The sequence below is a fragment of the Endozoicomonas sp. genome (assembly GCF_051008435.1).
In the GTDB taxonomy this organism is placed as follows: domain Bacteria; phylum Pseudomonadota; class Gammaproteobacteria; order Pseudomonadales; family Endozoicomonadaceae; genus Endozoicomonas_A.
This window is the reverse complement of the sequence record NZ_JBPCXO010000055.1, coordinates 1-8316: the sequence shown is the minus strand read 5'-3', so window position 1 is coordinate 8316 and position 8316 is coordinate 1. Positions and strand designations below refer to the sequence as shown.

The window sequence follows — 8316 nt, the reverse complement described above, 5'->3', positions numbered from 1 at the left end:
AGAGAAGTTACCGCTGTATTTAGGTTTCTTCGAGTGTCTGCACAACATCAGAAAACGGGGAAAAGCAGCTCTCTCCGGTCTTCTGGAGGTGCTGTTTGGATAACTCCCCGGAATCCATTAAGAGCCATTGTAAATAGCTTTCCGTATATAGGGAGAGCATCATTTTCACGGTAAACTAATACTCTATACGTTCCCGTTTATGGAGAGCTTCACCTCATGGAGTTGCCAGATCAATGCCCTGCTTCGGTAAAAGAAATCATCAACAATCAGTGGGACGATTTCCTGGAAGCATGCCGGACAAAAAACCTGACCGATAGTCCTGATACACTGCTTCCGGAGTTTCTCTCCCAACTTTTTAAAACCTGGGCAGGCAGCGACTTCGCATTTGAACAATGCCTGAAACATCCGGACCTGGTTTTCCAACTCCATCAGAGTCAGGACTTATTTCTGATTCCCAAAGCCAGTCGGCATCAAAATGCGCTCCACCAGCTGACTCTGGAAGCTCTCGACGAAAACGATCTGATGCATAAGCTCAGGGTTTACAGAAACCGGGAGATGGTCAAGATCATCTGGCGCGACCTTAACCGGTTGTGCACTATGCAGGAAACAACCCTTGACCTCTCTGCCATGGCTGATGCCTGTGTCGACCAGTCACTGAGTTGGCTCTATGAAGAAGCTCGCAAAACGTTTGGTACCCCCATGGGATCGGCTTATGGAGAACCGCCCCAGCCACAAAAGATGATTGTGCTTGGCATGGGAAAGCTGGGCGCACATGAGCTGAATCTTTCTTCTGACATCGATTTAATGTTCACCTATCCCTATAAAGGGGAAACCGTGGGAGGCGCCCGCTCCCTGGATAATCAGGAATTTTTCATCCGCCTTGGTCAACGCCTGATCCAGGTTTTGGACAGCCAAACGGCCGACGGCTTTGTGTTCAGGGTCGATATGCGACTAAGGCCTTACGGTACCAGCGGTGCACTGACCATGAGCTTTTCAGCCATGGAACAGTATTATCAGGATCAGGGCAGGGACTGGGAACGCTATGCCATGATCAAAGCGAGGGCAATCGCCGGAGACATCCATGAAGGACAAAACCTGCTCAGCACCCTGAAGCCGTTCACTTACCGAAGATATATTGATTTCAGTGCCATTTCTGCACTCAGGGATATGAAAACTCTGATTCAGCGAGAAGTGAAACGCAAAGGAATGAATGGCAACATCAAACTGGGGCCTGGCGGTATCCGCGAAATCGAATTCATTGCCCAGTCTTTTCAGCTGATTCATGGTGGCCGGGACCGAAGCCTTCAGGAAAAGGGGTTATTGACTGTTCTTAGCCGTCTCTCGCCTCATTACCTGCCAAAAGAAGTCACCAAAGAATTAAATGAAGCTTATATATATCTTCGAAACGTAGAGCACGCTATTCAAGCCTTGCAGGATAAACAGACTCAGGACCTGCCCGAAGACCCCCTACAACGGGAAAGAATTGCTTTTAGTATGGGGCATGATGACTGGCCTTCCCTGATAACTTCGCTGGATCACTACAGAGAACGGGTGGTCCACCACTTTGACCAAGTCGTTGCTATACCGGAAGAAACTACAGATCAAAAACATACCATTCAGGAACAATGGAAACTATTGTGGCAAGGCAGTCTTACTGAAGACGAAGAACTAAAGCAATTTCAGGAGAATAGTTTTTCTGATCAGGAGCAGTCCAGAAGACGCCTGCTGGCGCTCAGAGATGGCAAAGCTATTACCAGAGTTCGCCGCCAAAGCCGGGAAAGACTCGATAACTTCATGCCACTCATGCTGGAATATATCGGTCATAGCGAACATCCTGACTTGGCTCTGACCCGTATCCTTCCATTGATTGAAGGTGTGTTGCGCAGAACCGCTTATCTGGTTCTGTTGATGGAAAACCCCCGGGCACTGGAGCACTTGATCAGTCTCTGTACCGCCAGCCCCTGGATTGCGGACCAGATTGCCCGACATCCCGCCTTGCTGGATGAGTTTCTCGACATCAAAGATCTCTATAACCCACCACAAAAAGCTGAACTGGAACACGACCTAAGACAACAGCTGACCCATATTCCGGAAGAAGATCTGGAAGCTCAGATGGAAGCGCTTCGCTACTTCAAGATCTCACATCTTTTGAAGGTCGCTGCTGCCCAGGTAGCGGGGACACTGCCGCTTATGAAAGAGAGTGACTACCTGACCTGGATTGCAGAAGCATTATTGGATCAGGTGGTCGGCCTGGCCTGGAAAACAATGATTGAACGTCACGGATACCCTGTCAGTGACGACGGTTCGCTCTGCGACCCGGGCTTCATCGTTATTGGCTACGGCAAACTGGGAGGCATTGAACTGAGTCCGGGCTCTGATCTGGACCTGGTGTTTGTTCATAATGGCGCGACCAATAAAGAAACAGACGGTCCTCGCCCTATTGAAAGTTCTACTTTCTACACTCGCCTGGGTCAGAGAATCATTCACATACTCACCACCCATACACCTTCCGGCAGACTCTATGAAGTCGATATGCGTCTGCGCCCCTCAGGCGCTTCCGGCATGCTGGTCAGCTCACTGGCATCTTTTGAAAAGTACCAGCGTACTCAAGCCTGGACCTGGGAGCATCAGGCTCTGGTCCGAGCCAGAGCAGTGGCTGGAGATAAGCACCTTACCAGGCAATTTGAAGCACTACGCAAGAGCATCCTGGCCATTGAGAGAGACCCGGACAGCTTGAAAAAGGATGTAGTCAACATGCGCCACAAGATGCAAGAGCACCTGACAAAATCCCACCAGGATGAACAGGGCCAGCCTCTCTTCCACTTAAAACATGATCGTGGCGGTATCGTCGATATTGAATTCCTGATGCAATACGCAGTGTTAGCCCATGCACACACTCACATTGAGATTGCACACTTTCCGGACAACATTCGAATCTCTGAATCTCTGGAAAAAGCCGGGTACCTGACTAATGAAGAAGGTGACGAGTTAAGAGAAGCCTATAAATTTCTGAGAAAGGCCGCTCATTCAAAAGCACTGCAAAATGAGCAACCCTTTGTGGAAATACCCTTAGTAGAGCCCTTTACCCGGCACATTGAAGCGTTATGGCAGCAATGGATGGAATAACCGTTCCGGTACAGATCTTCACTAGAGGTAAATGCCCGCGCAGCCGTTTGGAATCAGTAGCAAAGTATGATCCAATACCCATCTGCCTGCAGACAACCGAAGTGCCAACAGCCCATAGACAGCAGACAGAATCATGGCCACCCTATCCACAGTGGCCTGCCGACCAGGCCTGAGACCCGCCTGGTTGCGTAATCATACCCCTGAAGTCTGGGAGCGCCTCATTGGCTATGCTCTATCTGGCTTCTGAAAATAAGTCAGGATGGTTTCGGGACATCATTTGAACTGGTGTCCCAAGCAACCATGAGCAAAGAAAATCATTTCACCGTCCAAAGGGCGAAATGAACTTTCATATTAAAAAGGGTCTTCAGAAAGATCAAAATACTGCCATGAGAAAACAAAGCTGCCCCCTTCGACAATGAAAATTGCAGCATTCTTATGGTTAAAATAACTGGATTGCACCGGGAGTTTTCGCATGTCTTTCGCCGATAGAGATGGCGTTATTTGGTTTGATGGCAAACTGGTTCCATGGCGAGAAGCACAAACCCATGTTCTGACCCATACCCTGCATTACGGCATGGGCGTCTTTGAAGGTGTCCGTGCCTACCACACAGACGCAGGTCCCGCTATTTTCCGCCTGGAAGAACACACTGACCGACTGTTCAGAAGTGCTCATATTCTGGGGATGACCATTCCGTACTCCCGTGAAGAGTTAATCGAAGCTCAGAAGATGGTAGTACGTGAAAATGGCCTGGACAGCGCCTACCTCCGCCCAATGTGCTTCCTGGGTTCTGAAGGCATGGGGTTACGTGCAGAAGGGCTGAAAGTTCACTGCATCATTGCTGCATGGGACTGGCCTTCTTACATGGACCCTGATGCCAAAGAGAAAGGCATCAAGATTCGCACCTCTTCCTATACCCGTCACCATGTCAACATTACCATGTGCAAGGCAAAGGCCAATGGTAACTATATGAACTCCATGCTGGCACTCAGAGAAGCTCTGGACAGTGGCTGTGAAGAAGCGCTGCTGCTGGATAATGAGGGTTACGTGGCAGAAGGCAGTGGTGAGAACGTCTTCATTGTGAAGGAAGATGGCATTCTCTACACCCCTGAACTGACCTCCTGCCTGGAAGGTATCACCCGTGACACCATTATCCGGTTTGCCCAGGACCTGGGGCTGGAAGTCAGGGAAAAGCGTATTACCCGTGACGAAGTCTATATTGCCAAAGAAGCTTTCTTCACGGGTACTGCCGCTGAAGTACTACCCATTCGCGAGCACGATGGTCGCACCATTGGCAGTGGTCAGCGCGGTCCAATCACTGAACAACTGCAAACCATGTATTTTGATCAGGTGACTGGCAAGCGTGAAACCTACCCTGAATGGCTGGCTCATGTGAGGTAAATCATCAGGAGCCTGACCGAGAATAGGCAGGTCGGCCTAAAATCCAGAAAGAACGGCTTCGTTCTACTGACTCTTGTATGAAAAGTAATCTCAACCGCTATTCTCGGTCAGGCTCCCAGCCTTCATTCGGTATGTTGTAACAATTACTGAGTTATTGATAAACAAAGTGGCGTATAATCTGCGCCACTTTTTATTTACACGGACGTTATGTATCCCTGAAGCACACGACTACAGGATGTAGGAGTTAGAGCGAAACATGAGGCCCGAGCCGTGGAGCTGTGTTCAGGGATTTTATATGGCGCACTACCCCTGTATTTCTTGCATTCAGGGACCTGCCCAAACTTGAAGCTGGATTCTGTCCAGTCTTTTTGATTCTGCCATCGGTGACTGCCACGCTCTCACTGAGGGCGGTAGCGTGCCCAAATACAAGCAATCGGCTCCGAACCGATTTCTGGAAACAGGAACTGCTGCAACGTGAAGTATTTGATTGTCGGTCCCTCCTGGGTGGGGGATATGGTAATGGCTCAACCCCTGTTCATTACCCTGAAACGACAACATCCAGAGGCTGTCATAGACGTACTGGCACCCGCTTGGAGCCGCCCCATCATTGAGCGGATGCCTGAAGTTCGAAACGGCATAGATATGCCGGTAGGACATGGCAGCTTAAACCTTGGTGTGCGCAGTAAAATAGCCAAAAACCTGAAAGCTCAAGGGTATAACCAAGCCATTCTTCTGCCTAACTCACTGAAGTCTGCCCTGATTCCATTTCTTGCTGGCATTCCAGTCAGAACGGGCTGGCGGGGAGAAATGAGGTACGGTCTGCTCAACGACTTAAGAGTGCTGGATAAAGAACAATACCCTCTGATGGTTGAGCGCTTTGTTGCGCTGGCCTATCCGGACAAGTCACCACTGCCTGCTCCTCTTCCCAAACCGGCTTTAAGTGTTGAAAGCCATAATGTTGCCTCAGCATTACACCGCTATCAGCTCTCTAGAGATTTGCCCATCCTCGCCCTTTGTCCTGGTGCTGAGTTTGGACCATCTAAACAATGGCCTGCCGGTTATTATGGCGAAGTAGCTTTGACGATGGTTCAGAAAGGCTGGCAAATCTGGCTGTTTGGGTCCGAAAAAGACCGTGCGGTAACCAATGAAATTATGGGCTATTTGCCCAGAAACCTGCAGGAACGTTGTTTTAATCTGGCAGGACAAACCACATTAGCTGACGCCGTTGACCTGATGTCTCTGGTCAATGCAGTGGTTTCAAACGACTCAGGCCTCATGCACATTGCTGCTGCACTTTCCAGACCACTGGTTGCCGTTTATGGCTCAACCACAGCAGCTCATACGCCTCCCATGAATGACAACAGCGAAACGCTCTGGCTGGGACTAGAGTGCAGTCCTTGCTTCAAACGTGAATGCCCATTGGAACACCTTAACTGTATGAAGAAACTGGGACCCGAAATGGTTCTGAGTGCCCTGGAAAGATTGTCTGGCGAACAGACTCTGGAGATTCAGGGTTGAGAGTGCTTATTGTTAAAACCACTTCCATGGGCGATGTGATTCACACGCTTCCTGCACTCACCGATGCAGCTGCAGCTATCCCGGGCATTCGCTTTGACTGGGTAGTAGAAGAAGGGTTTGCAGAAATCCCACGCTGGCACCCTGCTGTTGATAAAGTCATACCTGTTGCTGTACGAAGATGGCGAAAGTCAATTCTGAGCACTGTGCGCTCTGGGGAATGGCGTCGATTCCGGAAAGATCTGAAAGCCCGGGAATACGATGCGGTCATTGATGCACAAGGTTTGCTGAAAAGTGCTTTGATAACCCGCATGGCAAAAGGCCCAAAATACGGACTGGATAGAAACTCAGCCCGTGAGCCTGTTGCGGCAAAATTTTATGATTACCCAAAAACGGTTCATTGGGGACAACACGCAGTAGAGCGTGTACGACAACTCTTTGCCAAAGCTCTGGACTACCAACTGCCAGAGCAGCCGGGACAGTTTCTACTGGACCAGTCCAGATTCGATGACGATCTGGTCAACAATAAGCCCTATGTCGTATTTATCCATGGCACAACATGGCCAACCAAACACTGGCCAGAAGCGTACTGGTGCAAACTCGCCCAGAAGGTTCAGGCCGCAGGGGCTCATATTGTCATTCCATGGGGCAGTGAAAAAGAAAAAGAGCGTGCTAATTGCATTGCTAAAAGTTCAGACAACATTGAAGTACTGCCACGACTCAGCCTGGCAGGTATTGCGGGGGTCATAGCCAATGCCAAAGCAGCAGTTGCTGTCGATACTGGCTTAGGTCATTTAACAGCTGCTCTGGAAACACCCGCCATTTCTCTTTACGCTCCCACCAGCCCAGACTTGGTAGGAGCCTATGGAAGCTCTCAGATACATCTGACCGTGGACCAATGCCCGAAAAGTCAGCTCCCTAAAGCAGACCCGGAGATTTTCACCCCCATGACACCGGACTACGTCTGGCCCTATCTTGAGAAGCTTCTTCAGGAGAGGTCTTCATGACTCTGGCTTTCGCCCTCTATAAATACTTTCCTTTTGGGGGGCTGCAAAGAGACTTTTTGAGAATTGCGCTCGAATGTCAAAAAAGAGGTCATAAGATTCTTGTTTTCACTACCAGCTGGCAGGGTGAACAACCTGATGACTTCGACATCCGGTTTTTAAACGTCAGTGGCAGCTCAAACCACGTTAGGATGCTGAACTTTCAAGAACAGATCAGCAAAGCACTAGCCAATCAGCCAGAAGTCACTCTGGTCGGATTTAATAAAATGTCAGGGCTGGATGTGTATTATGCCGCTGATACCTGTTATCTGGATAAAGCACAATCAAAGGGTTGGTGGTATCGACTGACATCTCGCTTTCGTTATTACAAAGGATTTGAAGAGGCGGTTTTCTCGCAACAAAGCCACACAGTTTCCCTACTGATATCAGCCTTGCAAAAACCTGTTTTCCAACAGTATTACCATACGCCGGATGAACGCATACACTTACTGCCTCCCGGTATTTCAAAAGATCGATGCCGACCCGAAAATGCCGACGCCATTCGAATAGACTTCCGAAAGGAGTTTGGACTCACTAATGAGGATAAACTGATCCTGATGGTGGGCTCAGGCTTTCGAACCAAAGGTTTGGACCGAGCTATTAAAGCTGTAGCCTCACTACCTGACACTCTGAAGCAAAAAACTCGCTTCTTTGTGATCGGCCAGGATAAGCAAAAGCCTTTTGCCTCGCTGGCCAGACAACTCGGCATTGAGAACCAACTGCAATTCTTTGCCGGACGAGACGACGTTCCACGGTTTCTGTTAGGTGCTGACTTGCTTATTCATCCAGCCTATAACGAAAATACCGGAACCGTACTTCTGGAAGCCCTGGTGGCAGGCTTACCCGTGCTCACCACGGATGTCTGTGGCTACGCACACTACATCAGTGATGCTAATGCAGGCACCGTTGTAACAAGCCCGTTCAGTCAGGACAGTCTTAACCAACAAACCGGGGAAATGCTGTTATCGTATAAATGGCAGGAATGGCAAAATAATGCCATCGCTTTCAGTCACTCTGAAGACCTTTACAGCATGCCTGAGCGTGCATCCGATATCATTATTGAACAAGGTCATCGAAAATCTGACCATACACTGTCCCCGAAAATCTTCTAGGAGTCTGTCGGACTTAGCCGACCGTAGCGAGGAAAAGTCCGGTTTGAGACAGTTTTTATGATTATTTGAGGCGAATAGCGAGCTATTCAACGAAAAGAATCATAAAAAATGGCCAAATCAG

Annotated in this window: 5 protein-coding genes; all 5 read left to right on the top strand. The window is 49.2% G+C overall.

Annotated features, from left to right (window positions below; translation table 11 throughout):
* Positions 1–216: 216 nt before the first annotated feature.
* Positions 217–3126 carry a bifunctional [glutamate--ammonia ligase]-adenylyl-L-tyrosine phosphorylase/[glutamate--ammonia-ligase] adenylyltransferase gene (gene glnE / locus ACR2PX_RS02495; protein WP_433997778.1) on the top strand — a complete coding sequence of 970 codons (2910 nt, stop codon included), beginning with the start codon at positions 217–219 and terminating at the stop codon, positions 3124–3126.
* 472 nt (positions 3127–3598) lie between these two features.
* Positions 3599–4525: a branched-chain amino acid transaminase gene (locus ACR2PX_RS02490; RefSeq protein ID WP_433997777.1), complete on the top strand. Its 927-nt coding sequence runs from the start codon at positions 3599–3601 to the stop codon at positions 4523–4525.
* A 474-nt stretch (positions 4526–4999) separates the two neighbouring features.
* Positions 5000–6043, top strand: a complete 1044-nt coding sequence (waaF, locus tag ACR2PX_RS02485) for a lipopolysaccharide heptosyltransferase II (RefSeq protein ID WP_433997776.1) — start codon at positions 5000–5002, stop codon at positions 6041–6043.
* Between the two features lie 2 nt (positions 6044–6045).
* On the top strand, positions 6046–7047 hold the full coding sequence (gene waaC / locus ACR2PX_RS02480; RefSeq protein ID WP_433997779.1) for a lipopolysaccharide heptosyltransferase I: 1002 nt from the start codon (positions 6046–6048) through the stop codon (positions 7045–7047).
* A complete protein-coding gene (locus tag ACR2PX_RS02475; RefSeq protein ID WP_433997775.1) occupies positions 7044–8195 on the top strand; it encodes a glycosyltransferase family 4 protein in 1152 nt (383 codons plus the stop codon). The genes waaC and ACR2PX_RS02475 overlap by 4 nt, the downstream gene beginning before the upstream one ends.
* Positions 8196–8316 lie beyond the last annotated feature (121 nt).